The sequence below is a fragment of the Rhodococcus indonesiensis genome (assembly GCF_047782815.1).
Taxonomy (GTDB): domain Bacteria; phylum Actinomycetota; class Actinomycetes; order Mycobacteriales; family Mycobacteriaceae; genus Rhodococcus; species Rhodococcus indonesiensis.
Map to the genome: position 1 here is coordinate 1,168,398 of NZ_CP180630.1, position 26,321 is coordinate 1,194,718.

29 protein-coding genes and 1 pseudogene are annotated in these 26,321 nt (G+C 71.0%); 17 read left to right on the forward strand and 13 right to left on the reverse strand.

Annotation, left to right across the window (positions count from 1 at the left end):
* Positions 1 to 7: 7 nt before the first annotated feature.
* The gene (locus tag ACM26Y_RS05495; protein ID WP_003936411.1) at positions 8 to 256 is read right to left on the reverse strand and encodes a DUF2530 domain-containing protein; all 249 of its coding nucleotides are present in this window, start codon (positions 254 to 256) and stop codon (positions 8 to 10) included.
* Positions 257 to 330: 74 nt separating this feature from the next.
* On the opposite strand from ACM26Y_RS05495, the gene ACM26Y_RS05500 reads away from it, so the two are divergent.
* The 4 genes from ACM26Y_RS05500 (at position 331) to ACM26Y_RS05515 (ending at position 3,456) form a co-directional block, all read left to right on the forward strand.
* Positions 331 to 1,815: an NCS2 family permease gene (locus ACM26Y_RS05500; RefSeq protein ID WP_003936410.1), complete on the forward strand. Its 1,485-nt coding sequence runs from the start codon at positions 331 to 333 to the stop codon at positions 1,813 to 1,815.
* A gap of 43 nt (positions 1,816 to 1,858) precedes the next feature.
* Positions 1,859 to 2,290, forward strand: a complete 432-nt coding sequence (locus ACM26Y_RS05505) for a MarR family winged helix-turn-helix transcriptional regulator (protein WP_003936409.1) — start codon at positions 1,859 to 1,861, stop codon at positions 2,288 to 2,290.
* 81 nt (positions 2,291 to 2,371) lie between these two features.
* Positions 2,372 to 3,178 carry a TrmH family RNA methyltransferase gene (locus ACM26Y_RS05510; RefSeq protein ID WP_003936408.1) on the forward strand — a complete coding sequence of 269 codons (807 nt, stop codon included), beginning with the start codon at positions 2,372 to 2,374 and terminating at the stop codon, positions 3,176 to 3,178.
* Complete coding sequence (locus ACM26Y_RS05515; RefSeq protein WP_003936407.1) at positions 3,175 to 3,456, forward strand: DUF2537 domain-containing protein; 282 nt, start codon at positions 3,175 to 3,177, stop codon at positions 3,454 to 3,456. The genes ACM26Y_RS05510 and ACM26Y_RS05515 overlap by 4 nt, the downstream gene beginning before the upstream one ends.
* 40 nt (positions 3,457 to 3,496) lie before the next feature.
* Here ACM26Y_RS05515 and ACM26Y_RS05520 read toward each other — a convergent pair whose 3' ends face one another.
* The 4 genes from ACM26Y_RS05520 to ACM26Y_RS05535 all read right to left on the reverse strand — a co-directional run bounded on the left by ACM26Y_RS05520 (position 3,497) and on the right by ACM26Y_RS05535 (position 7,758).
* On the reverse strand, positions 3,497 to 4,246 hold the full coding sequence (locus ACM26Y_RS05520) for a DUF6928 family protein (protein ID WP_289377729.1): 750 nt from the start codon (positions 4,244 to 4,246) through the stop codon (positions 3,497 to 3,499).
* A 15-nt stretch (positions 4,247 to 4,261) separates the two neighbouring features.
* The gene (gene sepH / locus ACM26Y_RS05525; RefSeq protein WP_193788865.1) at positions 4,262 to 5,149 is read right to left on the reverse strand and encodes a septation protein SepH; all 888 of its coding nucleotides are present in this window, start codon (positions 5,147 to 5,149) and stop codon (positions 4,262 to 4,264) included.
* Positions 5,150 to 5,393: 244 nt separating this feature from the next.
* Positions 5,394 to 6,515 carry a phosphoserine transaminase gene (serC, locus tag ACM26Y_RS05530; RefSeq protein ID WP_003936404.1) on the reverse strand — a complete coding sequence of 374 codons (1,122 nt, stop codon included), beginning with the start codon at positions 6,513 to 6,515 and terminating at the stop codon, positions 5,394 to 5,396.
* A 115-nt stretch (positions 6,516 to 6,630) separates the two neighbouring features.
* Complete coding sequence (locus ACM26Y_RS05535; protein ID WP_003936403.1) at positions 6,631 to 7,758, reverse strand: citrate synthase 2; 1,128 nt, start codon at positions 7,756 to 7,758, stop codon at positions 6,631 to 6,633.
* Between the two features lie 245 nt (positions 7,759 to 8,003).
* Here ACM26Y_RS05535 and pdxH point away from each other — a divergent pair, with 245 nt between their 5' ends.
* The 3 genes from pdxH to ACM26Y_RS05550 all read left to right on the forward strand — a co-directional run bounded on the left by pdxH (position 8,004) and on the right by ACM26Y_RS05550 (position 10,297).
* On the forward strand, positions 8,004 to 8,657 hold the full coding sequence (gene pdxH, locus ACM26Y_RS05540; protein WP_416063618.1) for a pyridoxamine 5'-phosphate oxidase: 654 nt from the start codon (positions 8,004 to 8,006) through the stop codon (positions 8,655 to 8,657).
* Complete coding sequence (locus ACM26Y_RS05545) at positions 8,654 to 9,922, forward strand: MFS transporter (protein WP_416062865.1); 1,269 nt, start codon at positions 8,654 to 8,656, stop codon at positions 9,920 to 9,922. The genes pdxH and ACM26Y_RS05545 overlap by 4 nt, the downstream gene beginning before the upstream one ends.
* Positions 9,923 to 10,009: 87 nt before the next feature.
* Complete coding sequence (locus ACM26Y_RS05550) at positions 10,010 to 10,297, forward strand: hypothetical protein (protein WP_289377726.1); 288 nt, start codon at positions 10,010 to 10,012, stop codon at positions 10,295 to 10,297.
* Positions 10,298 to 10,396: 99 nt separating this feature from the next.
* Here ACM26Y_RS05550 and ACM26Y_RS05555 read toward each other — a convergent pair whose 3' ends face one another.
* Positions 10,397 to 11,314 (reverse strand): MBL fold metallo-hydrolase, encoded by a 918-nt coding sequence (locus ACM26Y_RS05555; RefSeq protein WP_416062866.1) that lies wholly within the window; start codon positions 11,312 to 11,314, stop codon positions 10,397 to 10,399.
* A gap of 130 nt (positions 11,315 to 11,444) precedes the next feature.
* Here ACM26Y_RS05555 and ACM26Y_RS05560 point away from each other — a divergent pair, with 130 nt between their 5' ends.
* The 4 genes and pseudogenes from ACM26Y_RS05560 (at position 11,445) to ACM26Y_RS05575 (ending at position 14,695) form a co-directional block, all read left to right on the forward strand.
* The gene (locus tag ACM26Y_RS05560) at positions 11,445 to 12,383 is read left to right on the forward strand and encodes an aldose 1-epimerase family protein (protein WP_289377724.1); all 939 of its coding nucleotides are present in this window, start codon (positions 11,445 to 11,447) and stop codon (positions 12,381 to 12,383) included.
* A 261-nt stretch (positions 12,384 to 12,644) separates the two neighbouring features.
* Positions 12,645 to 13,943, forward strand: coding sequence for a citrate synthase (locus ACM26Y_RS05565; protein ID WP_289377723.1), 1,299 nt, complete (start codon positions 12,645 to 12,647; stop codon positions 13,941 to 13,943).
* Positions 13,944 to 13,969: 26 nt separating this feature from the next.
* Positions 13,970 to 14,320, forward strand: a pseudogene (locus ACM26Y_RS05570) (FKBP-type peptidyl-prolyl cis-trans isomerase); the annotation flags it as partial.
* Positions 14,321 to 14,341: 21 nt separating this feature from the next.
* Positions 14,342 to 14,695 carry an FKBP-type peptidyl-prolyl cis-trans isomerase gene (locus ACM26Y_RS05575; protein WP_416063619.1) on the forward strand — a complete coding sequence of 118 codons (354 nt, stop codon included), beginning with the start codon at positions 14,342 to 14,344 and terminating at the stop codon, positions 14,693 to 14,695.
* A gap of 74 nt (positions 14,696 to 14,769) precedes the next feature.
* On the opposite strand, the gene ACM26Y_RS05580 is transcribed toward ACM26Y_RS05575, so the two are convergent.
* The 4 genes from ACM26Y_RS05580 to ACM26Y_RS05595 all read right to left on the reverse strand — a co-directional run bounded on the left by ACM26Y_RS05580 (position 14,770) and on the right by ACM26Y_RS05595 (position 17,777).
* Positions 14,770 to 15,048, reverse strand: coding sequence for a hypothetical protein (locus tag ACM26Y_RS05580; protein WP_416062867.1), 279 nt, complete (start codon positions 15,046 to 15,048; stop codon positions 14,770 to 14,772).
* A gap of 88 nt (positions 15,049 to 15,136) precedes the next feature.
* Positions 15,137 to 16,459, reverse strand: a complete 1,323-nt coding sequence (locus tag ACM26Y_RS05585) for a sensor histidine kinase (RefSeq protein ID WP_416062868.1) — start codon at positions 16,457 to 16,459, stop codon at positions 15,137 to 15,139.
* On the reverse strand, positions 16,456 to 17,151 hold the full coding sequence (locus ACM26Y_RS05590) for a response regulator transcription factor (RefSeq protein ID WP_416062869.1): 696 nt from the start codon (positions 17,149 to 17,151) through the stop codon (positions 16,456 to 16,458). The genes ACM26Y_RS05585 and ACM26Y_RS05590 overlap by 4 nt, the downstream gene beginning before the upstream one ends.
* Entirely contained in the window at positions 17,148 to 17,777 is a 630-nt protein-coding gene (locus tag ACM26Y_RS05595) for a TetR/AcrR family transcriptional regulator (RefSeq protein WP_416062870.1), read from the reverse strand. The genes ACM26Y_RS05590 and ACM26Y_RS05595 overlap by 4 nt, the downstream gene beginning before the upstream one ends.
* Before the next feature lie 104 nt (positions 17,778 to 17,881).
* Here ACM26Y_RS05595 and ACM26Y_RS05600 point away from each other — a divergent pair, with 104 nt between their 5' ends.
* Positions 17,882 to 19,681 carry an acyl-CoA dehydrogenase gene (locus ACM26Y_RS05600; protein ID WP_416062871.1) on the forward strand — a complete coding sequence of 600 codons (1,800 nt, stop codon included), beginning with the start codon at positions 17,882 to 17,884 and terminating at the stop codon, positions 19,679 to 19,681.
* Here the strand turns inward: ACM26Y_RS05600 and ACM26Y_RS05605 are convergent.
* Complete coding sequence (locus ACM26Y_RS05605; protein ID WP_003936390.1) at positions 19,678 to 20,247, reverse strand: dihydrofolate reductase family protein; 570 nt, start codon at positions 20,245 to 20,247, stop codon at positions 19,678 to 19,680. The two genes, ACM26Y_RS05600 and ACM26Y_RS05605, sit on opposite strands and share 4 nt — an antisense overlap.
* Positions 20,248 to 20,329: 82 nt before the next feature.
* Here ACM26Y_RS05605 and ACM26Y_RS05610 point away from each other — a divergent pair, with 82 nt between their 5' ends.
* The gene (locus ACM26Y_RS05610; RefSeq protein WP_003936389.1) at positions 20,330 to 20,944 is read left to right on the forward strand and encodes a TetR/AcrR family transcriptional regulator; all 615 of its coding nucleotides are present in this window, start codon (positions 20,330 to 20,332) and stop codon (positions 20,942 to 20,944) included.
* On the opposite strand, the gene ACM26Y_RS05615 is transcribed toward ACM26Y_RS05610, so the two are convergent.
* The gene (locus ACM26Y_RS05615; RefSeq protein WP_003936388.1) at positions 20,913 to 21,401 is read right to left on the reverse strand and encodes a CinA family protein; all 489 of its coding nucleotides are present in this window, start codon (positions 21,399 to 21,401) and stop codon (positions 20,913 to 20,915) included. The genes ACM26Y_RS05610 and ACM26Y_RS05615 overlap by 32 nt on opposite strands.
* Before the next feature lie 80 nt (positions 21,402 to 21,481).
* Here ACM26Y_RS05615 and ACM26Y_RS05620 point away from each other — a divergent pair, with 80 nt between their 5' ends.
* Positions 21,482 to 22,534: a carboxylate-amine ligase gene (locus tag ACM26Y_RS05620; protein WP_416062872.1), complete on the forward strand. Its 1,053-nt coding sequence runs from the start codon at positions 21,482 to 21,484 to the stop codon at positions 22,532 to 22,534.
* Here ACM26Y_RS05620 and ACM26Y_RS05625 read toward each other — a convergent pair.
* Positions 22,509 to 23,261, reverse strand: coding sequence for a pyrimidine reductase family protein (locus tag ACM26Y_RS05625; RefSeq protein WP_416062873.1), 753 nt, complete (start codon positions 23,259 to 23,261; stop codon positions 22,509 to 22,511). The genes ACM26Y_RS05620 and ACM26Y_RS05625 overlap by 26 nt on opposite strands.
* Before the next feature lie 116 nt (positions 23,262 to 23,377).
* On the opposite strand from ACM26Y_RS05625, the gene ACM26Y_RS05630 reads away from it, so the two are divergent.
* The 3 genes from ACM26Y_RS05630 (at position 23,378) to ACM26Y_RS05640 (ending at position 26,245) form a co-directional block, all read left to right on the forward strand.
* Positions 23,378 to 24,940: a YhjD/YihY/BrkB family envelope integrity protein gene (locus ACM26Y_RS05630; RefSeq protein WP_416062874.1), complete on the forward strand. Its 1,563-nt coding sequence runs from the start codon at positions 23,378 to 23,380 to the stop codon at positions 24,938 to 24,940.
* Positions 24,937 to 25,176 (forward strand): DUF3618 domain-containing protein, encoded by a 240-nt coding sequence (locus ACM26Y_RS05635; RefSeq protein WP_289377713.1) that lies wholly within the window; start codon positions 24,937 to 24,939, stop codon positions 25,174 to 25,176. Before ACM26Y_RS05630 ends, ACM26Y_RS05635 begins: the two co-directional genes overlap by 4 nt.
* Positions 25,177 to 25,333: 157 nt before the next feature.
* Complete coding sequence (locus tag ACM26Y_RS05640) at positions 25,334 to 26,245, forward strand: hypothetical protein (RefSeq protein ID WP_416062875.1); 912 nt, start codon at positions 25,334 to 25,336, stop codon at positions 26,243 to 26,245.
* Positions 26,246 to 26,321 lie beyond the last annotated feature (76 nt).

Here is a 26,321-nt window from a genome sequence, read left to right on the forward strand (position 1 = left end):
CCCCTCGTCAGTCGAGTCCGACCTGCGCGCCGCGCCGGCCCAGCCGCGCGGCCCGGCGCTGCACGAGGAACACGGTGAAACCCAAGAGTCCCACGACGATTCCCGCTACGCACACGGGCAGGGCGGCCGACCACCGGTCGCCCGCGACGAGCACGACGATCGTCGCGACCGTCCACAGCGCCGTGCCGATCGCCAGTGCGGGACGGGGGTCGGCGAGGCGCCGGGTCCGCTCGGCGACCGTGTGTGCGTCGTTCACGATTTCAGGCTAGTCCAGCCCGATTGCAATAATCTCCCGTTGCGACGCACCCCCACCCCAGAGCGGAAGTCGATATGGCCCAATCCTCAGAGCGGAAGTCCGGCACGGCGACCGGCACCTCCTTCCTCGACACCTACTTCAAGATCACCGAACGGGGATCGACGGTCTCGCGGGAGGTGCGCGGTGGTGTCGTCACGTTCGTCGCGATGGCCTACATCGTGGTACTCAATCCGCTGATCCTGGGCAGCTTCTCCCCGGACGACGCCACGGCCAAGGTCGACGTGCTCGGCAACATCCTGCCCGTCAACCAGGTCGCGGCCGTCACCGCGCTGGTGGCCGGACTGATGAGCATCGTCTTCGGCATCGTCGCCAACTATCCTTTCGCCATCGCGGCCGGCCTGGGCATCAACACCCTGCTGGCGGTCACCATCGCGCCCCAGGTCACCTGGCCCGAAGCGATGGGCCTCGTGGTGATCGACGGCATCATCATCGTGATTCTCGCTGTCACCGGTTTCCGCACCGCGGTGTTCAACGCGATCCCGCCCGAACTGAAGGCCGCCATCGCGGCCGGTATCGGCGCGTTCATCGCCCTGATCGGCATGGTCGACGCCGGATTCGTGCGCCGCCTGCCGGACGCGGCCGGCACCACCGTCCCCGTCGGGCTGGGCATCGACGGTTCGATCGCCTCGTGGCCGACCGCGGTGTTCGTGTTCGGTGTGCTGCTCATGGGGGTGCTCGTCGTGCGCCGGGTGCCCGGCGGTCTGCTCATCGGCATCGTCGCGACCACGGTGGTCGCGGCGATCGTCGAAGCGGTCGCCGGGGTCGGGCCGTCGCAGGGCACCGACCCGAAGGGCTGGAACCTGAGCACCCCGGAGGTGCCCGAGAAGGTCGCCGGCGTGCCGGATCTGAGCCTGGTGGGCAATGTCGACCTCTTCGGTGCGTTCACCCGGATCGGCGTGATCGCCGCGACCCTGCTCGTGTTCACCCTCGTCCTCGCCAACTTCTTCGACGCGATGGGCACGATGACCGGCCTGGGTAAGGAAGCCGGCCTCACCGACAAGGACGGCAACCTGCCCGGCATCGGCCGTGCCCTCGTCGTCGAGGGCACGGGGGCCATCGCCGGCGGTGTGGGCTCCGCGTCGTCGAACACGGTGTTCGTCGAGTCGGCCTCCGGCATCGCCGAGGGGGCGCGCACCGGTCTGGCAAACGTGGTGACCGGCGTGCTGTTCCTCGCCGCGATGTTCCTCACCCCGCTCTACGAGATGGTGCCCGTCGAGGCCGCCGCTCCGGCTCTCGTGGTGGTCGGCGCCCTCATGATCGGGCAGGTCCGCGACATCGACTTCACCCAGTTCGCCATCGCGTTGCCCGCGTTCCTCACGATCGTCGTCATGCCGTTCACGTACTCGATCGCCAACGGCATCGGCGTCGGCTTCATCACGTGGGTCGTCCTGCACGCCGCGGCCGGGAAGGCGCGGTCGGTGCACCCGTTGCTGTGGGTGGTGGCGGGCTTGTTCGTCGCCTACTTCGCGGTGGACCCGATCACCGAACTGCTCACCTGACATGCGGCGCGATGTGTCCGGTCGGTCCCGTATTGTGCACGCCATGACATCGGAACATCGCACGCTCGCCGGCGACCTCTCGTTGGCAGTCGTGCGCCTGACGCGCCATTTGCGGGGGCGGCGCTCCGATTCCCGGGTGTCCCTGACTCAGCTGTCGGCCATGAGCACGCTGAGGCAGGAGGGAGCGATGACCCCCGGTGTGCTGGCCGCACGCGAGAAGGTCCAGCCGCCGTCCATGACGCGGGTGATCGCCTCGCTCGACGAGCTCGGGCTCGTCGAGCGGACCCCGCATCCCACGGACGGCCGGCAGATCATCGTCTCGCTCTCGGATGCGGGCCGGGCACTGCTGATCGACGAACAGCAGGCCCGCGAGGCGTGGCTGACCGAACGCCTCGCCACCTTGGACGAGGCCAGCCTCGCCACGCTCGGGGACGCGGTGGAGATCATCAACAAGCTGGTCAGCGAAGCGGAATGAGCCGATCCCGGTCCTCGTGGCCGGGGTGTGTTCGGTGAACCCGTCGACGGGTCCGCGACGTGGCCTGGGAGAATCGACGGCGTGGTGCACATCGTCGACATCGAGGATCCCGCCGACCCCCGGCTGGGCGACTTCCGAGACCTCAACTCGTCGGATCGCCGGCCCGACCTGCCGGCCGGCAAGGGACTGGTGATCGCGGAGGGCGTGCTCGTCGTCCAGCGGATGCTCGACTCGCGGTTCACCCCCGGCAGCCTGCTCGGGGTGGATCGTCGTCTCGGTGAACTCGCCGACGACCTGCGCGACGTCGACGTGCCGTTCTACCGCACCTCGGCCGAGGTCATGGCTGAGGTCGTCGGCTTCCACCTCAACCGCGGGGTGCTCGCCGCGGCGCACCGGCCACCGGCGCTCGACCTCGACGACGTCCTGGAGAAAGCCACCACCGTGGCGGTGCTCGAGGGTGTCAACGACCACGAGAACCTCGGCTCGATGTTCCGCAACGCCGCCGGCCTCGGTGTCGATGCCGTCGTGTTCGGCAAGGGCTGCGCCGACCCGCTGTACCGACGGTCGGTGCGGGTCTCGATGGGCCATGTGCTGCGAGTGCCGTTCGCGCACGCCGAACGGTGGCCGCACGATCTGGACCGGCTGCGGGGGCGCGGCTTCCAGCTCATCTCGCTCACCCCGAATCCCGAGGCCGTGCCGCTGGCCGAGGCGATGACGGGGGAGAAGGTCGCGCTGCTCCTCGGTGCCGAGGGTCCGGGGCTGACCGAGCACGCGATGCGCGCGACGGACGTGCGGGCGCGCATTCCGATGGCTCCGGGCACCGACTCGCTCAACGTCGCCACGGCCGCGGCGATGGCGTTCTACGAGCGGGTACGGATCCCGCGGTGATCGCGCCCCCGCGCGCCCCGTCGACACCGTGGTCGACGGGGCTGACGCTGACGGGTTTCGCCCTCGTCGTCACGGTGGTGACGATCGTGGCGTTCGGGCTCGAACTCGGGCGCGTGCACCCACTGCTCGCGGTGATCGTCAACCTCGTCGTCGCCGCCGGGATCGCCCCCACCCTGTGGTGGTGGCGTCGGGTACCGCTGTGGCGGTGGATCGCCGCCGGTGTCGCCGCCGGTGTCCCGGTCGGCTGGATTGCACTGCTCGCCGCGGCGGCGTTCTGAGCCGATCCACAGCCGCGAACGAATCTGCCAGCCGCACCGGCTATTCCGCGCGCGTACGTCCGGACAGTGCGCGGCCGGGCGCGGAGATCCGGCGCGGCCACCACCGCCGTCGTGCGGGCCGGGCGCCCGGCGCGTCCCGGTCGGTGGGCGGCCGCTCGCCCTCGCGGTACAGCTCGAAGCCCCACACTTCGATCTCGTGGGGGTCGAGCTCGCCGTCGGCGCGGCCCGTGTAGCGGAACCCGAGCCACGCGGCGTTGGCGGCCTCGGCGAACCGGCGGGGGTGGAACGGCAGCGCCTCGGGGTGGGGCAGCACGTCCAGTGGCCAGCGGATGGGGAACTCCCCGCCCCAGAACGGCCGCTCCCACACGAACGGCAGCCCGTCGTCCTCGACGATGTCGACGGGCGTGGCGTCGAACGCTCGTCGCAGCGTGCCGCGCCGCCAGGCACCGACGGCGCCGCGTGCCCCGGCGGGATCCGACACGACGAGATAGGTGTTCTCGGACGCGACGGTGTGCCTCCAGCGTTCGGGCAGCTGTGACGGACGCGTGGCCGCAAGGTCCGGACTGCACACCACCGTCACACCCGGGAAGCTGCCCACGTAGACCCGGCCGGCGGCCCCGGTCGCGGCCTGCGCGAGCGGCACCCGGCCCAGCGGCTCGGACGACAGTCCCGGATGCAGCCGGCCGACGAGTGCGTGGGCCGTCGTGCAATCGGCCCGCGCATCACGCAGCACCTCGCCGGGGTCGGGGGCGTCGACGTACCAGATGGTCGACACCGTCGCGGCCGCCATCGGTGGGTCCGGCTCTCAGCCGCGCCCGTTGCTGCGCACGCCGAGCAGCACGTCGTCCCACGAGGGCAGGGCAGGCTTGCCGCGCTTGTCCTTACCCGGATTCTGCTGCGGCGCCAGCTTCGGCCGGTCCTCGTCCACGGCGGGGTCGGGCAGGCTCGCCGCCGCGGGACGGACCTCCTCGACCTCCGCGTCGATGACCGCGGGCGGCGGATCGAGAGTGAGCGTCTCGGCGACGACGTCCTCCCGGTCGGACCCGTCGTTGTCTCCGGTGTCGTCGACGTCGCGCGCCGTGTACACCGGCGTGAGGCAGCGCAGCGGCCGCCCGCAGTCCGGATCGATCAGCTCCGTGGCGGTGTCGTCGAGCGGGAGGATCGTGCCGCCGTGGGCGTCGGGCTGGTAGCGCCAGTGCGCGGCGTTGGTGGACCGGCCGGCGTCCCACTGCAATTGAGCCACCCAGTGACCCTCGTCGTCGCGCCACGCGTCCCAGGTGGCGGCGTCGATGCTGTGCCCGCGGGCCCGGAAGGCCTGGGCGACGATCTCGGCGAGGGTGTGCACGGCCGGGCCGTCCGGACGCACCGGATGACCCTGCTGAGCCATCTCGGCCGCGCGGGAGCGCTCGAGCAGCACCGGGTAGGCGAACCGCTCCACCTTCGCGAGCGGGATCCCGGCCTCCTCGGCGACCTGCTCGACGGAAGCGCCGGAGCGGATGCGGGCCTGGATCTCGCGGGGGCGTAGCTGACTGGTGGTCTCGATCTGGATCTGCCCGAGGCGGGCGAGGTCACCTCGGGAGGCGGCGCGGAGTGTGTCGTCGATCGGGATGCGGAATCTGTCGCCGTTTTCGGGATCGGCGAGCACGACGTGCGTTCCGTCGGGCTCGAGGCCGACCACTCGAAGCTCTCGCACCATGACCTCCTCGCGGGGAATCGCGATTGACCCGCCCGACTGTAACGGACTCGTGATCCCTGCGGAGCAGGACACGCCGACACGCCGGGGGCCCGGTGGCGCGAATCCGCCGACGTGGCGCTATTGTCCAAGGTTTCCCTGAAAGTCTCGACTCGTTGTCGAGAGTTCGGGAACGCTCCCGGACGGCGAACGGGGCCGGACCCGACCCGGATCCGACCCCGCCCCGAACGGTCGCGCGACCGTTCTACATCCGGTCGACCACCCAGTCGATGCACTTGGTCAGCGCAGTGATGTCGTCGGGGTCGATTGCCGGGAACATGCCGACGCGCAGCTGGTTGCGGCCCAGCTTGCGGTACGGCTCGGTGTCGACGATCCCGTTGGCGCGCAAGATCTTCGCTACCTGCGCGGCATCGACCGAGTCGGCGAAGTCGACGGTGCCGACCACCTGGGAGCGCAGCGCCGGATCGGCGACGAACGGGGTGGCGTACCGGGACGCCTCGGCCCACGCGTACAGCCGCGACGACGAGTCCGCGGTACGGGCCGTCGTCCAGGCCAGGCCGCCGTTGCCGTTCATCCACTCGATCTGGTCGGCCAGCAGCAGCAGCGTGCCCACCGCGGGGGTGTTGTACGTCTGATCCTTCGTGCTGTTGTCGACGGCGATCGGCAGCGACAGGAACTCGGGAGTGAAACGGCCCGAGGCCTTGATCTCCTCCACCCGCTCCAGCGCGGCCGGGCTCATCAGTGCGATCCACAGGCCACCGTCGGCGGCGAAGCACTTCTGCGGCGCGAAGTAGTAGACGTCGAAGTCCTCCGCGGCGACGGGCAGGCCGCCGGCGCCGGACGTCGCGTCGATGGCGATCAGGGCGTTCTCGGAGCCGGCCGGGCGGGTGACCGGCACCGCGACACCGGTCGAGGTCTCGTTGTGGGCCCAGCCGATGAGGTCGGCCGATCCGTCGGCGACGATCTCCGGTGCGGTACCCGGCGCGCTGTCCACCACGATCGGGTCACCGATCAGCGGGTTCTTCTTGGCGACCGTGGCGAACTTCGACGAGAACTCGCCGTAGGTGAAGTGCTGAGACTTCTCCCGGATCAGGCCGAACGCCGCAGCGTCCCAGAACGCGGTGGTGCCGCCGTTGCCGAGCACCACCTCGTAGCCGTCGGGGAGGGAGAACAGCTCGCGCAGACCCGAACGGATGCGGGCGACGACGTCCTTGACGGGCTTCTGCCGGTGGCTGGTACCGAACACCGAGGCACCGACCTCGACCAGGGACTGCAGCTGCTCGGGACGAACCTTGGAGGGACCGCAGCCGAAGCGGCCGTCGGCGGGCTTGAGATCGGCGGGAATGATCGGTGTAGCGTCAGCCATCGGTATGCGTGTCCTAAACGTCGAGGAACGAGTGCACCGGTAGTCTAGACGGCCCCCGCCGAACGGCCGGACGGACGGGCGCCCGGTGCGGGGCCCGTCCGTCCGGCTCGGTGGATCAGTTGTGGGTGATGGAATCCCAGCCCTCGACGCTCTCCGGGCTGCGGGCATCCGGGCCGGTGTAGATCGCGGCCGGGCGCACCAGCTTGCCCAGGCGCTTCTGCTCGAGGATGTGCGCGCACCAGCCGGCGGTGCGGCCGCAGGTGAACATCGCCGGCATCATCGCGGCCGGGACCTCGGCGAAGTCGAGGATCACCGCGGCCCAGAACTCGACATTGGTCTCGATGGCCCGGTCGGGGCGACGCTCGCGCAACTCGGCGAGGGCGGCCTGCTCCAGCGCGGCGGCGACCTCGTAGCGCGGCGCGTTCAGTCGCTTCGCGGTGTCGCGCAGCACCCGCGCGCGGGGATCCTCGGCGCGGTAGACGCGGTGCCCGAAGCCCATCAGCTTCTCCTTGCGGTCGAGGATGCCCTTGACCAGCGCGCGGGCGTCGCCGGTGCGCTCGGTCTCCTCGATCATCGGCAGCACCCGCGCCGGGGCCCCACCGTGCAGCGGGCCGGACATCGCCCCGACCGCGCCGGACAGTGCGGCGGCGACGTCGGCGCCGGTGGAGGCGATGACGCGGGCGGTGAAGGTGGAGGCGTTCATGCCGTGCTCGGCGGCCGAGACCCAGTACGCGTCGATCGCGGCGACGTGCGCCGGGTCGGGCTCACCCTTCCACCGCACCATGAACCGCTCGGTGACGGTCGCGGCCTCGTCGATGCGCTTCTGCGGCACGGCGGGCTGGTAGATACCGCGCGCGGACTGCGCGACGTACGACAGGGCCATCACCGCGGCGCGTGCGAGGTTCTCCCGCGCGGTGGCGTCGTCGATGTCGAGGAGCGGCTCGAAGCCCCAGATGGGGGCGAGCATCGCCAGGCCGGCCTGGACGTCGACGCGGACGTCGCCGGTGTGGATCGGCAGCGGGAACGGCTCGGCCGGGGGCAGGCCCTGGCCGAACTTGCCGTCGACCAGCAGGGCCCACACGTCTCCGAACGTGACCCCGCGCGTGACGAGGTCCTCGATGTCGACGCCGCGGTAGCGCAGCGAGCCGCCGTCCTTGTCGGGTTCGGCGATATCACTGGTGAAGGCGACGACGCCTTCGAGGCCGGCGACGAAATCCTCGGGTACAGACGCGCGCGATGCCATGACGGTTGGGCTCTCCTCGTTCGGTGCAACCCGGTCCGGGCAGCACTGCCGGTGAAGCGGGACTCGGCGGATGTGATCGGCGCCCCACTCCGTTCGTCGGTGCGACTGTAGTCCCCCGGGCGGGAGGATCGGCGCCCGGATACCCGGGAGTAGTGTCCAGCATCGTGTCCACCGATCCACGGCCCGGCGCCGAGAACACCGAGGGGCTGCCTGCGAGTGCGGCCGAGCACGCCGATCTGGCGTCGATGCGTGTCGACTACACCCCCGCCGGACCTCAGAGCGCGTCCGCCGTCGACAAGGACCTCGAACCCGAGTGGCTCACCGACGGGTGGTTGCCGGTGCTGCGCCGCTGGCTCCTCGACGCCGCCGCGGCAGGGCTGCCCGAACCGAACGCGATGGTGCTCGGCACCGTCGACGAGCACGGCCGGCCCGTCACCCGCACCGTGCTGTGCAAGGGGGTCGACGCGGACGGGGTCACCTTCTTCACCAACTACGACTCGGACAAGGGCCGGCAACTCGCCGCGACGCCCTACGCGTCGGCCACCTTCACCTGGGTCCCGATCTTCCGCCAGGTCACCGTCCGCGGGCCCGTCGAGCGGGTCGGTGCGGAGGAGACCGCCGAGTACTGGCATTCCCGGCCACGCGGCTCCCGCCTGGGCGCGTGGGCCTCGCAGCAGTCCCGGCCGATCGAGTCCCGGGCGGCGCTCGAGCATGCGCTCGTCGAGGTCGCCGAGCGCTACGGCATGGACGCCGAGATCCCGGTGCCGCCGCACTGGGGTGGGCTGCGGATCCGCCCCGAGTCGGTCGAGTTCTGGCAGGGCCGGCCCAACCGCCTGCACAACCGGGTGCGGACCCGGCTGGTGGACGGGCGGTGGATCACCGAGCGTCTGCAGCCGTGAGGCGGCTGCTCGCCGACACCACACCGCTCGAGAACCGCGACTACCGCCGGTTGTGGACCGCCGGCATCGTCACGGTCGTCGGCGCCCAGCTCAGCGTCGTCGCGGTGCCCCAACAAATCTACGAGATCACCCGCAGCTCGGCGTACGTCGGCCTGACCGGTGTGTTCGCCCTCGTCCCGCTCGTGGTGTTCGGACTGTGGGGCGGTGCGCTGGCCGACGTGATGGACCGGCGCCGGCTGCTCACCTTCACCACGCTGGGCATGGGTGTGACGTCGCTGCTGCTGTGGGCGCAGGCCGCCGCGGGCCTGGCGAACGTGTGGCTGGTGCTGGTGCTGTTGTCGCTGCAGCAGGCCTGCTTCGCGGTCAACCAGCCCACCCGTGCCGCCGTGATCCCGCGCCTCATCCCGAACGGCCAACTGGCGGCTGCCAATTCGCTCAACATGACGGTGATGCAATTCGGGGCGATCGCCGGGCCGCTGCTCGCGGGCGCCCTGATCCCCGTGCTCGGTCTGCCCACCCTGTATCTCATCCACACCGTCGCACTGCTCGCGACGCTGTGGGCAGTGCTCGCGCTGCCGCCGATCCCCCCGACCGGGCAGGCCCGGCGTGCCGGCCTGCGTGAGGTGCTCGACGGGTTCCGCTACCTGTCCACCCAGAAGATCCTGCTCGCCTCCTTCGTCGTCGACATCGTCGCGATGGTGTTCGGCATGCCGCGGGCACTGTTCCCGCAGATCGCGCACGACTCGTTCGGCGACCCCGCCGAGGGCGGGTTCGCGCTCGGGTTGCTGTTCGCCGCGATGTCGGTCGGTGCGGTGCTCGGTGGGGTGTTCTCCGGCTGGTTGCCGCGGGTGCGCCGGCAGGGGCTGGCGGTGATCGTGTGCATCGTCGCCTGGGGCCTGGCGATGGTCGGCTTCGGCGTCGCGGTCGGTCTCGCGGAACCGGGCGGCACCGCGGTGTGGCTGTGGGTCGCCCTGGCGTTCCTCGCGTTCGGCGGCGCGGTCGACATGGTCTCGGCGGCATTCCGTTCGACGATGCTGCAGTCCGTCGCCACCGACGAGATGCGGGGCCGGCTGCAGGGCGTGTTCATCGTCGTCGTCGCCGGCGGACCCCGCATCGGCGACGTCCTGCACGGCGGGGCGGCAGCGTTGGTGGGCACGGCGGTCGCCGCGGCGGGCGGCGGGGTCCTCGTCGTGGTCGGTGTGCTGGTGTGTGTGCTCGCCTTCCCCGCGTTCGTGCGGTACCGGGTGGACCGCACGATCCACTGACCCGTCCACCGACGGAGTTCGTGCGATATCCACCCGGGCAGGGCACGATGGACGGACGTGATCGCAAGCCCTGAAGCGGGAGCCGGTATGCCATCGAATCGTTCCGTCCGATCGCCGGACCGCAACGGAGTGGGGACCGCGGCCCTCGTTGCGGGCATCGTCGCCGCAGGGTGTGCCTTCCTCCCCTTTCTCGGTGAGCTGGTCACGATCCCCGCAGGGGTGGCTGCGGTGGTGTGCGGCTGGGTCGGCCTGGGCCGGGTGGACAAGGGCTCGGCGACGAACCACGGGGAGGCCCTGGCGGGTGCGGTCCTGGGGATTGCGGCACTGTTCGTGGTGTTCGTCGTCTTCGCGGCAACGCACACTGCGAGCGGATGATCACCCGCACATTCGCGGAACCCACCCCGGCCTCTCACCGATCGGCGCCGGGCCGTTCGTTTCCACGGGGCACCGGCATGCTCGGGGTATGGGAATCCGTCACCGCCACGGATCCTCGCGCCGCCACACCTGAGGCAGGTGCAGCTCCACCCCGTCGCGCTCGGCGAGCGCGCCGAGGACCCGCATGGTGACGTCGAGGTCGTCCCCGGCGTAGGGCAGCGCGCGCAGCGGCCGGTCGAGCGGGCGGAAGAAGTCGTCCCAGTGCACGAGCACCGCCCGGCGCGCGCCGACCGTGCCGACGGTCTCCGCCCAGTAGCTGCGGATGTACTCCTCGCTCTGCACCCCGAGCTGGCCGACGCCGAGATAGACGACCTCCGCGCGCCGGCCGGCCAGCGCCCCCGGCCGGAAACCGGCACTGCCCTGGATCAGCAGGGAACGGCCGTCGGCGTGCGCGACGAACGTCGACCACGCCTCACCGCACCGGTACGCCCCGGCCCGCGCGGGCGGGACGACGGGCGCGTCGATCGTGCCCGGGTAGCGGTCCGGCGGACAGTGCTCCGACGCGAAGAGCGTGACGGTGAACCCGCCGAACCGCAGCGGCTCGCCGGGCGTGGCGACGACGATCCGCTCCGGCGGGAGGCCGTGCCCCCGCCCGACGTTCGCCGTCGATTCACCGCCGACGAGCACCGCACCCGTCCGCTCGGCGACGACCGCAGAGTCGAGTACGTGGTCGAAGTGGCTGTGGACGGGTAGGACGGCCGCGAGTCGCGTCGCGCCGGCCCGGGTCAGGCACGCGTCGATCCGGGCCGGGTCGGGTGCGAGCCGGCCCAGCGCGACGGCACCGAGGCTCGGGCGGGTGAAGAAGCCGTCGGTCAGCAGCGCGTCGGTGCCGTCGTCGACGAGCAGGGTGGAGACCCCGAGGAACGTCACGGCCGGGCGGGACGCCGCCGTCGCGGCGGGGACGTCGAACCGGTCGGCGTAGGCGGCGAGGTCCGGGCGGCCGAGGCGCAGTCGCATCCGGTCATCGTAGGTGCGGAGGCACTCCGGCGGGCCGATCCGGCCCGACGACCCCACCGCGGTGGGCGAGGTCGCCGCCGCGATCGTCGATTCCCCGACCCGCCGCGCCCGTCCGCGGGACACTGGGCCCATGTCCGATCCGACGAACTACCGGATCCGAAGGGGTGGGTACCGCGCGGAGGTCTCCAGCTCGGGGGCGGCGCTGCGGGTACTCGAGCACGAAACGGCGGACGGGCCGTACCCGCTGACGGAGAGCTGGCCGGCGAACGAACGGCCCCCGCTGCGCTCCGGCACGGTGCTCGCCCCGTGGCCGAACCGCATCCGGGACGGGCACTTCTACTTCGACGGCATCGAGCACCAGCTCGCGCTCACCGAACCCGAACGCGGCAACGCGGTCCACGGATTCGTCTGGCATCGAGATTGGGTTCTGGTTTCCCACAACGACTTCCGAGTCGAGCAGGCGCTGGATGTGGGACTGCACAAGGGGTGGCCGTACCAGCTGCGGCTCACCGTGAGCCACGAGGTGGGCGACGACGGCCTCACCGTCACACACACCGCCACCAACGTCGGCGGCTACCACTCGCCGTTCGGGCTCGGCGTGCATCCGTACGTCCGGGCGGGCGACGCGCCGCTCGACGAGTGCACGCTGCGCCTGGCCGCCGGCACCCGGCTGCCGATCGATCCCGGCCGCGGACTGCCGAACGCGTACTCGCAGCCGGTCGAGGACACCGACTTCGACTTCACCTCGCCGCGATCGCTGCGCGGAGTCGAGCTCGACGCCCCGTACAGCGCACTCGACGTGGACGTGGACGGCCGGGCCCGGCACGACCTGCGTGGCCCCGACGGGCGGGGTGTGCGGTTGTGGGCCGGGCGCGAGTTCGGCTGGCTGCAGGTGTTCACCGCCGGCGCAGTGCCCGAGCTCGAGTATCCGGGACGGGGGCGTGCGCTGGCGCTCGAACCGATGACGTGCCCGCCGGACGCCTTCAACCTCGGCATCGATCTCGTCGTGCTGCAGCCCGGACAGACCTGGACGGGCCGGTGGGGCCTGACCGCGCTGGCGTCCGCATGACGGGATCCTGCACCGCGGGTGCGGGACACGGGCGGGTGCTCACCGCACCGGCGGCGGGAACGTGATATGCAATATCGACGCAGGTGAGCGCCGTGCCGGAGGGGGTTCTCGGACGGCCGGGCGCCCCGGTGGCGCGTCTGCGCACAGGTGCGATCGGGGACCTTCGACGGACCCTCCCTGGGCACATGGCCTGCGCAAGGGCTAGGTTCTACGTGAATGTTCGGCAGAATCGCTTTGATCTGAGCTTGAGAGGGATCCTTCGTGCCCGCTGAGAATGACACCCGACCCACCCTCAGCTACCCCGGTGGCGAGCACACAATGTCTATCGCCAAGGCGACGGAAGGCAACGACGGCATCGAGCTGGGCAAGCTCCTTGCGGAGACCGGGTACACCACCCTTGACCCCGGTTTCGTCAACACCGCCTCCACCACGTCGGCCATCACCTTCATCGACGGGGAGAAGGGCATCCTGCGCTACCGCGGGTACCCCATCGAGCAGCTGGCGGAGAAGTCCACCTTCATCGAGGTCAGCTACCTGCTGATCTACGGTGAGCTGCCCACCGCGGATCAGCTCGAGGTCTTCACCGACAAGATCCGCCGGCACACGCTGCTGCACGAGGATCTCAAGCGCTTCTTCGACGGCTTCCCGCGCAACGCGCACCCGATGCCCGTCGTCTCCAGCGCCGTCAACGCCCTCTCGGCGTACTACCAGGACGCGCTCGATCCCGACGATCCGGAGCAGGTGGAGCTGTCCACCATCCGGCTGATGGCCAAGCTGCCGACCATCGCGGCCTACGCCTACAAGAAGTCGGTCGGTCAGCCGTTCCTGTACCCGGACAACTCGCTGAGCCTGGTCGAGAACTTCCTGCGCATGACCTTCGGCTTCCCGGCCGAGCCGTACCAGATCGACCCGGAGGTCGCGCAGGCCCTCGACATGCTGCTGATCCTGCACGCCGACCACGAGCAGAACTGCTCGACGTCGACGGTGCGCCTCGTCGGTTCGTCCGACGCCAACCTGTTCACCTCGATCTCGGGTGGTATCAACGCCCTGTGGGGCCCGCTGCACGGCGGCGCCAACCAGGCCGTCCTCGAGATGCTCGACGAGATCAAGTCCTCCGGCGGAGACGTCAAGGAGTTCGTCCGCAAGGTCAAGAACAAGGAGGCCGGTGTCAAGCTCATGGGCTTCGGACACCGCGTCTACCGCAACTACGACCCGCGCGCCGCCATCGTCAAGAAGACGGCGGACTCGATCCTGAACAAGCTCGGTTCCGGCGACGAACTGCTCGAGATCGCGATGAAGCTCGAGGAGGCCGCGCTCACCGACGACTACTTCATCGAGCGCAAGCTGTACCCGAACGTCGACTTCTACACGGGCCTGATCTACCGGGCGATGGGCTTCCCGGATCGCATGTTCACCGTGCTGTTCGCGCTCGGCCGCCTGCCCGGCTGGATCGCGCACTGGCGCGAGATGCACTCCGACCCGACCCTGAAGATCGGCCGCCCGCGGCAGATCTACACCGGCTACACCGAGCGCAACTACAGCAGTATCGACGCGCGCTGACCCGTCCCCTACCGGAAGACCGACACATGAGCAGCAAGCCCGAGATCGAATTCCAGGAAGGCCCGGCTCCGACCGGTCTGGTCGTCAAGGACCTCACCGTCGGCGACGGCGCCGAGGCGACGCCCGGGGCCAAGGTCGAGGTCCACTACGTCGGCGTCGAGTTCGACTCCGGCGAGGAGTTCGACTCGTCGTGGAGCCGGGGCGAGTCCATCACCTTCCCGCTCAGCGGCCTGATCGCCGGCTGGCAGGAAGGCATCCCCGGTATGCGGGTCGGTGGCCGCCGTCAGCTGACGATCCCGCCGGAGATGGCGTACGGCCCGGCCGGTTCGGGGCACCGCCTCGCCGGCAAGACCCTGGTGTTCGTCATCGACCTGCTCGGGGTGGAGGCCAAGCCCGAGGTGCCGGAGATCGAACCGGCCACCGGGCCGGCACCCGCCGAACTCGTGATCGAGGACATCACCGTCGGTGACGGGGCCGAGGCGCAGCCCGGGTCGGTCGTCGACGTGCACTACCACGGCGTCGAGTACGACACGAACGACGTGTTCGACTCGTCGTTCGCCCGCGGCGAGTCCGTCAAGTTCCCGCTCGGCCGGCTCATTCCCGGCTGGCAGGAAGGCATCCCCGGCATGAAGGTCGGCGGTCGCCGCAAGCTGACGGTGCCCCCGCAGCTCGCCTACGGCCCGGCCGGGTCCGGGCACCCGCTCGGTGGCAAGACCCTGGTCTTCGTCATCGACCTCCTCGGCACCGAGTAGGTCCCGCGCACGGCCGGAGCCCCGCACCGCTTTTCGCGCTGCGGGGCTCCGTCGCACCCGGGGTGCCCCCGGGGTCAGTGCCGGACGAAGGGAGTGGGTGCGATGTCGCCGCTGTCGAGGAAGTGCCACTGATCGTCGCTGCGGCAGATCCGCCCGTCGAACCGGGAGCCGGGGTTGCGGAACTCGGTGCGCAGGAAGTTGCCGTTCCGGTCGAAATGCGTGATCGCGCAACCACGGTCGCGGCGATCGTGGTCGTCGTGGTGGTCCGAGGACGCGGCCGCCGTCCCGGCGCCGCCGAAGACGGGCAAGGCGATCAGCGCGGCGGTGACGATCAGCTTGCGGCTCTTCGACATTCGGATCTCCTGGGATCGGTGGAGGGGTTGCATACGATCCTGCGCCCGCCCCGTCCCGTGTCGTAGGGACCCGAGGGGTGGAATACGGTCACCCCGCGGCGAACCGCACCGTCAGCCGGGCCCCGCCGAGCGGGCTCTCCGCCAGCCGCGCGGTACCGCCGTGCAACGCCGCCTGCTGCGCCACCAGCGCCAGGCCCAGACCCGAACCGCCCCGGGCGGCGCCGCTGCCCCGGCGGAACCGTTCGAACACCACGCCGCGCTCGACGGCCGGCACCCCGCGGCCGTCGTCGTCGACGGTGAGCACCGTGTCGGTGCCCTCGACGGCGACCGTCAGCCGGATCCGGCGGGCACCGCCGTGCCGTACCGAGTTGGCCACGGCATTGTCGACGACGAGCCGCAGCCCGCTCGGCAGCGCCCGGATCTCACGCCCCGGCTCGCCGACCACCTCGATCTGCACGCCGGGATGCCGGCTCGTCGCGTCGGCGGCCGCGGCGTCGCAGATCTCCACCGGGTCGGTGGGCACGAAGTCCCGAGAGGTGGACAGATCGCCGCGGGCGAGCCGCTCGAGGTCGTCGAGCGTGGCTTCGACCCGGCTCTGTGTGCGGGTGAGGTCGTCGAGGATCTCGGTGCGTTCCTCGACGCTCAGGACGTCACCCGCCGGGTCCAGGGTGGAGAGGACCTCGAGGTCGGTGCGCATCGCGGTCAGCGGGGTCCGCAGCTCGTGAGCGGCGGCGGCTGCGAAGTCCCGCGCCGTGGCGAGAGCGGCGTCGGTGGCGGCCTGGGCGCGGGCGACGTCGTTGAGCATGTCGCCGGCTGCGGCAGCGAGTTCGTCGGCCTCGCGGATGCCGGAGCGCCGCGGCTCGAGGGTGGGTTCGCGGGCCACGATCCGGCGGGTGAGGTCGACCAGGGGTCGCACGGCGCGGCCCCCGAAGATCCAGCCGAGGGCCGTCGCGACCGCGACGGCGATCGCACCGGCGACGGCGAGCTGCCGGTGCTGCTCGGTCGTGATGTCCTGTGCCTCGGCATAGGGCACCGCGACGGACAGGAGCGAGGGCAGCCGGTCGGTCGGCGCGGTGTACGTCCGGTAGGCGGTGCCGCCGAGATCGACGGTATGGGCGCCGGGGGAGAGGACGGGCAGTTCGGTCGGGGTGCTGCTGAGCAGTCCGCCGGATTCGGTGCGGATGGTGACGGCGAAGGCTCCGGCGTCGCCCAGCGCGGGCAGGAACAGGCCGGCGGTGCCGGCATTGGCGACCAGTACCTGTGTGGCCGTCTCGAGGCGGCGGTCGAGCTGCGCGAGGTTGTTCCGGGTGATCGCCAGAGCGACGAGCACACCCAGGACCGCGACGACGAGCGTGGTGCCGAGCGCAGTGGCCGCGGCGACCCGCGCACGCAGCGAGAATCGTTGCGTCACGCCGCATCCCGCAGCACGAAGCCCACCCCCCGCACGGTGTGCAGCAGCCGCGGCCGCCCCCCGGCTTCGAGCTTGCGGCGCAGGTACCCGACGAACACGTCGACGACGTTGGTGTCCGCGTCGAAGTCGTAGCCCCACACGAGGGCCAGCAGCCGGTCGCGGCTCAGGACGATGCCCGCGTTGCGGACGAGCACCTCGAGCAGTTCGAACTCGCGCTTGGTCAGCTCCACCTCGGTGCCGTCGAGGCGCACCCGGCGACCCGCGGTGTCGAGCTCGAGCCCGCCGGCCCGGACGACGGAGCCGGCGCCGGGAGTGCCGGGCGCGCTGCGCCGCAGCATCGCCCGGATCCGTGCGACGAGCTCGGCGAGCACGAAAGGCTTCGTCAGGTAGTCGTCGGCGCCGGACTCGAGCCCCGCGATCCGGTCGCCGACGGTGCTGCGGGCGCTGAGCACGCAGATCGGGATGTCGTTGCCGTTCGAGCGCAGAGCGGTGACGACCCCGGTGCCGTCGAGGACCGGCATGTTCATGTCGAGCACCATCGCGTCCGGCCGCCGGCGCGCGACGACGTCGAGCGCCTGTGTCCCGGTCGCGGCGGTGAGCACGTCGAATCCGGACAGGCGCAGCCCGCGCTGCAACGAGGACAGGACGTCCTCGTCGTCGTCGACGACGAGGACGGTGGCTGGTTCGGTCACCCCTGCATTGTGCCCGCGCCGAGCATGCCGAGGACGAGCTCGACATAGTTCCCGGCCAGGGTGTCGACATCGATGCGGCCGGGCTGGTACCAGCGGGCGACGTCGATGCCGAGCGACAGGATCGCCAAGGCGGTGGTCGGCACGTCCCGGACGGAGAAGACCCCGGCCGCGATGCCGTGCTCGATCTCGGCGCGGATCACGGCATCGGTGTCGCGGCGGATCGCCGCGATCGTCCGGTAGTGCTCCGGGGTGAGGGCGTGCAGCTCGTACTGCGACACCCGGCAGACGGTGTGGTGCACCGCGTGGGTGCGGACGAAACCGTCCACGATCGCCCGCATCCGGCCGGCCGGGTCGGTGGTGGAGGCGGCGGCGACGACGACGGCGTCGAGGACGTGCTGATGCCCGATACGGCTGACCTCGAACAGCACCTCCTCCTTGGACTTGAAGTGCACGTACAGCGCGGCCGGGCTCAGGCCGGCACCGACGGAGATGTCACGGGTGGTGGTGGCGTGGTAGCCGCGCCGGGCGAAGGACTCCACGGCCGAGCCGATCAGACGACGCGCGACGTCGGATTCGACCTCGGTGAAGATGCCGGCGAGGTCGTCGGTGGTGGGCGTGTCGATCATGCTGGGTTCTCTCCGTCGCCGGGCTGGTCCGTTGACATCATGCACCGTCGTTGCTCTACTAAGTGAGCGCTTAGTGAACTCGCGGCCCTGTGAAAGGAACCTCCATGCCCGCTCCCGTCCTGTCCCGGCGTGACCTCGACTTCCTGCTCTACGAGTGGCTGGACGTCGAGTCGCTCACCGCACGCGGCCGGTTCGCCGAGCACTCGCGGGAGACGTTCGACGCCGTCCTCGACCTCAGTGCGGACATGGCCACCAAGCACTTCGCGCCGCACAACAAGAAGGCGGACGCCCAGGAGCCGCGGATCGGCGACGACGGCAGGGTCGAGATCATCCCCGAGGTCAAGGCGGCACTGGACCTGTTCGCCAAGGCCGGGCTCATCGGCTCCTCCTTCGACGAGGAACTCGGCGGCATGCAGTTGCCGGTCACCGTGCTGCGGGCGGCGATGGCCTGGTTCCAGGCCGCCAACGCCGGCACCTCGTCGTATCCGTTCCTCACCGTAGGCAACGCCAACCTCATCGCCACCCACGGCAGCGAGGATCAGATCGCCACGTACGTGCCGTCGCTGCTCGAGGGCCGGTTCTTCGGCACCATGTGCCTGTCCGAGCCGCAGGCCGGCTCGTCGCTGGCGGACATCACCACCAAGGCCGTGCCGCAGGACGACGGCAGCTACCGCCTCACCGGCACCAAGATGTGGATCTCCGGCGGCGACCACGAGCTGTCCGAGAACATCGTCCACCTCGTGCTCGCGAAGATCCCCGGCGGTCCGGCCGGGGTCAAGGGCATCTCGCTGTTCATCGTCCCGAAGATCCTCGTCGGCGCGGACGGGCAGCTCGGTGAGCGCAACGACGTCGCCCTCGTCGGCCTCAACCACAAGATGGGCAACCGCGGCACCACCAATACGCTGCTGAACTTCGGCGACGGCACCTTCACCCCCGCGGGCCGCGCCGGCGCCGTCGGCTACCTGCTCGGTGAGCCGCACAAGGGCCTGTCGTACATGTTCCACATGATGAACGAGGCCCGCATCGGCGTCGGGTTCCTCGCCACCTCGCTCGGCTACGCCGGCTACCTGCAGTCCCTCGAGTACGCCCGCACCCGCACCCAGGGCCGCCCGCTCGGCGACAAGGACCCGTCGTCCCCGCCGGTGCCGCTGATCGAGCACGCCGACGTGCGCCGGATGCTGCTCGCCCAGAAGGCCTACGTCGAGGGCGCACTGGCGCTGGGGCTGTACTGCTCGCAGCTCGTCGACGAGCAGCAGACCGCAGAGGACGAGGACGCGCGTGCCCGCGCCGGACTGCTGCTGGACATGCTCACGCCCGTCGCGAAGTCCTGGCCGTCGCAGTGGTGCCTCGAGGCGAACAGCCTGGCCATCCAGGTGCACGGAGGCTACGGATACACCCGCGAGTTCGACGTCGAGCAGTACTACCGGGACAACCGCCTCAACCCCATCCACGAGGGCACGCACGGCATTCAGGGGCTGGACCTGCTCGGCCGCAAGGTCGTCATGCAGGGCGGGGCGGGCCTGGCGCTGCTCGGCGAGACGATCGGGCGCACCATCGCGCGTGGTACGCAGGCCGGCGGCGACGCTGCCCGCTACGCCGAGCAGTTGCAGGCGGCGGTGACCCGGGTGGGTGCCACCACCGCCCGGCTGTGGGGGACCGGTGATCCCGAACTGGCACTGGCGAATTCGTCGGTGTACCTCGAGGCCGTCGGACACGTGGTCGTCGCGTGGATGTGGCTCGAGCAACTCCTCGCGGCCGGGACCCGGGAGGGCGACTTCTACGACGGTAAGCGCGCCGCCGCCCGGTACTTCTTCGCGTTCGAACTGCCGAAGACCGGTCCGCAGTTCGACCTGCTCGACAGCCTGGACCGGACCACGCTCGACGTACAGCCCACCTGGTTCTAGCGGGCGGCGAAGCGGCAGACCGTCACTCCGCTGTCGAAGGTCCTCGCCTCGAGTCGGTCGAAGCGGTGTGGCTCGAAACCGTGCCGGAACAACGGGATTCCGTCCCCGGCGACGATCGGATGGACCTTGAGCACCAGCTCGTCGATCGCCGGCAGCAGCGCGCCGGCGAGCGCACCTCCGCCGCAGAGCCAGATGCCCAGCCCGTCTTGCTGTTTGAGGTTGCGCACGTACTCGAGCGGGTCGGTCGCGACGAGGGTGACCGTCTCGTCCGGCGCCTGCGTCATCGTCGTGGTGAACACGTACTGCCGCAGGTGCCGGTAGGCGCTCGTCCAGCCGGCGTCCCGGGCCGGCTCCCACGTGCGCCGGCCCATCACGACGGTGTCGAAATGTTTCGGTGGCCCCTCGATGCCGAGCGGCCCGCGGGCGGGCGTCGGGATCGTCTCGGGGAACTCCTGCACCAGGTAGTGCGCGTGGTCCCCGTCGAGGGGGAAGAAGTCGAACCCCCCGGCGGGGTCGGCGATGAAGCCGTCGAGTGTGGTCGCCACGTAGTAGGTCAGTTTTCGCACGGAACGCTCCTCGGCCGGTCGACTACAACACCTGTGGTGGTCAAACTACAACAGGTGTTGTATTCGGTGCTACTGTTTTTCCGTGGCAGCGAATCCGGAGCGCCGAGCTCAGCTCGCGGACGCCGGTCTGCGCGTACTCGGCGCGGACGGTGCCCGCAAGCTGACCCACCGCGCCGTCGACCGGGAAGCGGGGGTGCCCCTGGGCACCTGCGCGAACTACTTTCCGACGCGGGATGGCCTCCTCGGCGCCCTCGGCGCGCGGATCTTCGAGCGGCTCGCCCCCGAGCCGGACCGGCTCGAGGCGCTCGCCGGCCGGACCCCGGACGTCGACCTCTACGTCGACTACATGCGATACCTCGTCGAGCGCACGACCGCCCAGCCGGATCTGACCGTCGCCCTGATGGAACTGCGCCTCGAATCCCGCCGAAGTCCCGGGCTGGCCGAGGTGCTCGGTGCGACGCTCTCCCGCAACTACCGGCTCGACGTCGAATTCAACGACGCCGCAGGGCTACCCGCCACCGCGCTCGACGTCGCCCTGCTGCACTTCGCGATCGACGGGCTGCTGCTGGACCTGCTCACCACCTCGATCGGCGCCGACGCCACCCCGGACGAACTCGTCACCGCACTCGTCACCCGGCTGCTCGCCCGGCCGGGCACCGGCCCTCTCAGCTCCCCACCCGGCCCGCCAGCAGAGTGAGCGCATGGAAGACCGTCTCGGCCAGCACCTCCTCGGGCTCACCCGGGAAGAACTTCTCCTCGGCGTGCGTCGGTCCGCGACCTGCCACCCCGAACCACACCGTGCCCGGCTCCTGCCCGTCCTGGCTGTCCGGGCCGCCCGCGCCCGTCACCGCCACCGCGACGTCGGCACCGAGGAGGTCGACCGTCGACTCGGCCATGGCCCGCGCCGCGGACTCGCACACCACCGGCCCCTCCGGCACCCGCAGCAGCGAGTGCTTCACCTCCCGCGAGTAGGCGACGACGCCGCCGCGGAACCACTCGGCGCTGCCCGGTGCCGCGCCGAGCCGTGCGGCCAGGGCGCCGGAGGTGAGCGATTCGGCGCACGCGACGGTCAGGCCGCGATCGGCGGCGAGCTCGCCGATCCGCTCCGCAGTGGCACTCGACCGTGCCGAGCCTTCGGGAACGTCGTCGGGCATGGGGAACTCCTTCCGCCGGATGCTGTCCGGACTGTACCGGCCGGCGTGTCGTCGCCGGCGGCAACGGGTAGCCCACAACCATGAACTCCGAAACCTCCCGCCCGGATCCGGGCGACGGCGTCACCATCGGTGTGGAGGAGGAGTTCCTGCTCGTGGACCCGGCGTCGGGTCGTCCCACCCCGGGGTTCGACGCGCTGTACGGACAGCTTCCGCAGGTGCCCGGGGTGACCTTCGTCGGCGAGTTGCACCCGACCCAGATCGAGGCGGTGGGCGGGGTGTGCCGGACCCTCGACGACCTGCGGGCCCAGCTGACCGCATCCCGATCGGCCCTCGACGGTGCCGCCCTCCGATGCGGGCTGCGTATCGCCGCCACCGGGGTGCCCGAGCGCGAAGCCGGCCCCGGCACCGTCGTCGCGACGGGACGCCGGGCCGCCATCGCCGAGCGGTACCGCGCGCTGGTCGACGACTACCACGCCTGCGGCTGCCACGTGCACGTCGGCGTCGCCGACCGGGACACCGCCGCCGCCGTGGTGAACCATCTGACCCCGTGGCTGCCCACCCTCGTCGCGCTCGGCGCGAACTCGAGGCGGCACGCCGGCCGCGACACGGGCTATGCGAGCTGGCGCATCGTGCAGCAGAGCCGGTTTCCCGGCTTCGGCCTGCCCCCGTACCTGCGTTCGGCGCAGCACGCCGCCGACCTGGTCGCGCGCCTGGTCGGCACCGGGGTGCTGCTCGATTCGCGGATGACCTTCTGGCTTGCGCGCCCGTCGGTGCACGTGCCGACGGTGGAGATCCGCGCGGCCGACACCGCGGCCACTGTCGACGGCACAGTCGTGCAGGCCGCCCTGGTCCGGGGCCTGGTCGGCGCGGCTCTCGACGACCTGCGCCGCGGCGACGAGGCACAGGCCGTCGAGCCGGATGTCGGTGCGGCGGCGGTGTGGAGTGCCGCCCGGTACGGTCTCGACGGTCCGGCGGTGGACGTGCGCACCGGCGCCCGGATCCCGGCTCGGGACCTGCTCGCCCGTCTGCTGGACCGCGTCGCGCCGGTGCTGCGGACCCACGGTGACCTCGACGTGGTGCGAAATCTGCCGGACCGGCCCCGACCGGTCACTCCCCGCGTACCCACCGCATGAGCACGGTGCCGTCGTCGTCGGCGAGGACGTGGGCGGGCCGCATCGACGTCGGCGCCGTCCGCGGGGCGGTGGCGATCCGGCCCGCCGGGCCGGCGGCGAGCAGCGGCGCCAACGTCAGACACAGGTCGTCGACCACACCGTCGGCGATCAGCTGACCGAACAGCCGCGGTCCGCCCTCGCACAGCGCACGACTCCAGCCTGCCGCCGACAGTGCGTTCCGCACCGCGTGCCCGTCGATCGAGTGCTCGGCGACCAGCCGCACGTCCGCACCGGCGTCGGCGAGGGCCCGGCGGCGTTCCTCCGGTGCCGTCTCGCACGTGAGGACGACCGGAGCGACGGTGGTGTCGGTGAACAACCGGCAGTCGGGATCCAGGTCGCACGTCGCGGTGACGACCGCGACCGGCGGAACCTCCGACAGCCCCGCCTCGGCGCGCCGCGCGCGCAGTGCCGCGCTCGTGCGGGCGCCGCCGTAGTTCTCGCTGCGTGCCGTGCCCGCGCCGACGACGATCACGTCGGCCAGCGCCCGCAACAGACCGAACAACTTCTTGTCCGACGGCGTGCCGAGCCCACCCGAGCGTCCCTCCACGGCGACGGCACCGTCGAGGGACGACACGAAGTTCACCCGGAGCCACGGGGAGGACAGGTCCGCCGGGTAGGCGTAGAGGGCCCGTAACTCGTCGTCGTCGAGTGGACGGGCCGGGCAGGTCGGATCGTCGAGGCGCCGCATCGCTCGATCACACCATGCTCCGCCGCGCCGGCGGGTTCCGGTGCACCGCACAGGCGCGGTCGTGGGTGCCCGGTCGCGGCGTTTGGTCCGCCGGTGCCACGGGTACCTCGGGAACCATGACCGCAGATCACCGGGTCCGCGACGGGTCGGAGGCCCGGGCCGAAGATTCGCGTAAACCCGACTCGCCGACCGACCTGACCAAACCGTCGTGGACGTACGTGCTGCGCAAGACTGCTCGCGAGTTCAGTCACGATCAGTGCACCGACCTCGCTGCCGGCCTGACCTACTATGCCGTCCTGTCGCTGTTTCCCGCTCTCCTCGTGGTCGTGTCGCTCCTCGGTGTGTTCGGCCAGGGGGCGACGACGGTGGGCACGGTGCTGCAGCTGGTCGAGGATCTCGGGCCCACCGATGCGGTGAACACGCTGCGCGGCCCCGTCGAACAGCTGGTGCAGGCACCGACCGCGGGCCTGGCTCTGATCCTCGGTATCGCCGGCGCCCTGTGGTCGGCGTCCGGTTACGTCGGCGCGTTCGGCCGCGCCATGAACCGCATCTACGAGATCGAGGAGGGGCGGCCGATCTGGAAGTTGCGGCCCTGGATGCTCCTCATCACCGCGCTCGCCCTGATCGCGATGGGCGCGACGGCGCTCATGCTCGTCGTCAGCGGTCCCATCGCCAGGGCTGTGGGAGACGTGATCGGGCTCGGTGAGACTTCGGTGACGATCTGGAGCATCGCGAAGTGGCCGGTCATCCTGCTGCTCGTCATCATGATCATCGCGGTCCTGTACTACGCGACGCCGAACGTGTCGCAGCCCAAGTTCCGCTGGATCAGCCTGGGCGCGACCATCGCGATCGTCACGTGGATCGTGGCGTCCCTCGCGTTCGCCTTCTACGTCTCCAACTTCGGCAGCTACAACAAGACCTACGGCTCCCTCGCCGGCGCGATCGTCTTCCTCCTGTGGTTGTGGATCACCAACCTCGCGCTGCTGTTCGGCGCGGAGTTCGACGCCGAGCTCGAGCGCGGACGGCAGCTGCAGGCCGGCATCGAGGCGGAGGAGACGCTGCAGCTGCCGCCGCGGGACACCCGCAACATCGAGAAGAACGAGGAGAAGCGGCAGGAAGACATCGAACGCGGCCGCGAACTCCGCCTCGCGCACACCGTCCCGGGCCGCGAGAGCGCCGACGATGCGGAGGGCGACAGACCGGCCCCAGAAGTCGCACGACCCCCAGAAGTCGCACGACACGGAAAGGACTCGACCATGACCGCGTCCCCCGGTGGCACGCCCAGCGCCACGGACCCGAGTGAACTGTCCACCGCGCAATTGACCGAGCGGCTCACCACCCAGGTGTCGATGCTCGTGCGCACCGAGGTCGGCCACGCCCTCGACGAGGTGAAAGCCAAGGGCACCCGGATCGGAGTGGGCGTCGGCATCTCCGGCGCCGGACTCATGCTGATCTACCTCGGCATCGGCGCCCTCATCGCAACAGCGATCCTGGGCCTCGCCACGGTGCTCTCCCCGTGGCTGGCCGCGTTGATCGTCTCGCTGGTCGTCCTGGCCATCGGCGGGACGCTGGCTGCCGTCGGTGCGTCGCGGGCGAAGAACTCGGCCCCGCCCGTCCCGACGGACACCGCCGAGAGCGTCCGGCGTGACATGAACACCGTGAAGGAGCACGTGCGATGACCACCCCCGAGCCCGTACCATCCGTCGAGCAGCAGCGCGCCGAACTCGCCGCAACCGTCGACGAACTCGCGCAGCGCGTGGACGTGCCCGCCCGCACCAAGGCCGCCGCCCACGAGAAGGTCGAAGCCGCCAAGCAGACCGCTGCCGAGAAGCCGCAGATCGTCGCTGCTGTCGTCGGCAGCGTGGTAGCTGCGCTCACGGTGCGGGCCGTGGTGCGGCGCCGTCGCCGACGCTGACATCCGCTCGTCGCCCAGTCATCCGCTGTGACAGTCGTCGCAGCGGATGACTGCGTACGAAGCGGGTGTTGTCCACAGGCCGACGTTCCATCCACAGATTCGGCCGTCCGGCTGTAAGAGCGGCCCGTTCCCGTCACTGTCGCGGCACGCTGAGGCGGTGACCGAACCCTTGTTGCGACGTTCCGCACTGGCCGCAGGACGCACCGACGCCGAGCTGCGGCGCGCGGTGCGACGCGGGGAACTCCAGCGTCTCACCCCCGGCGTGTATCTCGACGCCGACGGCGTGCAGCTCCTCGACGACGTCGGGCGACACCGACTGCTGGCGCGTACCGTCGGCGCCGGACTCGGTCCGGCCGCCGCGATCAGCCACGTCTCCGCGGCGGTCCTGCACGAATTCGACGTGTGGCACACCGATCTCACCCTCATCCACACCACCAACGGGCGCCCCGCCGGTGGACGCCGGGGACCTACCCGCTACGTGCACGCGGCTGTGCTCGGCGACGTCGTGCAGCTCGACGGCGTGCGGGTCACTTCACCGGCGCGCACCGTCGTCGACCTGGCGCGGACGCTGCCCGTGGAGGAGGCCGTCGTCGTCGGGGACAGCGCGCTGCGTCGATATCCGTTCCTCGACTTCGAAGCTCACTTCGTCGTGCCGCGCGCGGGGATCGCCGCGGCGCGGCGCGTCGTCGGGCTTCTCGATACCCGGAGCGAAAGCCCAGGTGAGTCCCTGAGCCGGCTACGCCTGCACGACGCGGGTCTCCCGGCTCCGGTCCTGCAGCGGGAGATCCACACCCCGGGTGGTGTGTTCGTCGCGCGCGTCGACTTCTTCTGGGAGCAGTGGGGCATCGTCGGCGAATTCGACGGGATGGTGAAGTACGGCACCGTCGACGACGTGCGCGCCGAGAAGCGCCGCGAGGACACGCTGCGTGACCTGGGATTGCAGGTGGTGCGGTGGACGTGGCCGGAGTTGTTCCGATTCGACGTCGTCGTGGAGCGACTTCGGCGAGCCGTCCACCGCAGCCGTCCGGCGCCCGGTCGTCCGCGGCCCCACCCGACGCCGTGGCTGTAGCTGCTCGGGGCACGGCCGCTCGACCATCGGTCATCCGCTGCGACCGTCGTCGCAGCGGATGACCGAGCGCGGAGCG